The organism is Staphylococcus sp. GDX8P80P (genome assembly GCF_017893095.1).
GTDB classification, from domain to species: Bacteria; Bacillota; Bacilli; order Staphylococcales; family Staphylococcaceae; genus Staphylococcus; species Staphylococcus borealis.
In genome coordinates, this window is the sequence record NZ_JAESMI010000033.1 from 1 (window position 1) to 979 (window position 979).

General features: G+C 29.0%; 1 protein-coding gene. It reads left to right on the top strand.

Going from position 1 to position 979, the window contains the following annotated elements; translation table 11 throughout:
* Window positions 1–875, top strand: an 875-nt coding sequence (locus tag KA858_RS04545) for a type I restriction endonuclease subunit R, EcoR124 family (RefSeq protein ID WP_481906466.1), incomplete at its 5' end; no start/stop codon positions are given.
* Between the last annotated feature and the right edge of the window lie 104 nt (window positions 876–979).

Here is a 979-nt window from a genome sequence, read left to right on the forward strand (position 1 = left end):
ATATTGTATGTTATCGTGATTTAAAAAAACAAACGGATGAAGCCATTGAAATTTTCTCACAAACTGACAACACAGATACGGTGTTAAGCTTATCTTACGAAGAATATTTAAAAAATTTCAAAGATATCTTACAAGACGTTTTTCAATTAGCACCAACGCCTTTAGATGTTGATAAACTAGAGGCTGAGGATTTAAAAAAAGAATTTGTCATTTCATTCCGTGATTTATCGAATACTTTAATCAAATTAAAAACCTTTGATGAATTTCAATTTACGAAAAACGAACTTGGTATTGCAGAACAAACGTATGAAGATTATAAAGGAAAATACTTAAACATTTATGAAGAAGTCATACGTGGTAAAAAAGTGGATAATGAAGAGGCTGTTTCTGTTTTAGATGATATTGATTTCCAAGTTGAATTAATGCGTAATGATTTGATTAATGTGAAGTATATTATGGATCTCATTGGTCAAATTAATCTATCTGATGCCAAAGCACGTGATGAAAAACGTCATCAAATTCACAAGTTATTAGATAAAGCCGATGATCAACAATTACGTTTGAAAGCTGATCTTATCCGTAGCTTCTTAGATAAAGTTGTGCCGTCATTAAAAGAAGATTCCGATATTAATGAAGCTTATTATGAATTTGAAGACAAAGAAAAAACAAAAGAAATTGATGCATTTGCAGAACAAAAAGCCTTTTCTGCTATGTTACTTAACGAAGCTGTTAATGAGTATGAGTATAGTGGTAATATCGATCGTAAATCTATCGGTCAAAATATTTCAGAACCTTTTATGAAACGTAAACGAAAAACCGACCAAATTATACAGTTTATTGAAGATACCGTTGAAAAATATGGTATGATCGAATAAATTTTACAAAAATCCTTGTATTTTTTCTTTACTACAAGGATTTTTTGTTATATACTTAATTTGTAGTAATAAAAAAATACAAAAAGAAGGTGAGTCAAATATCT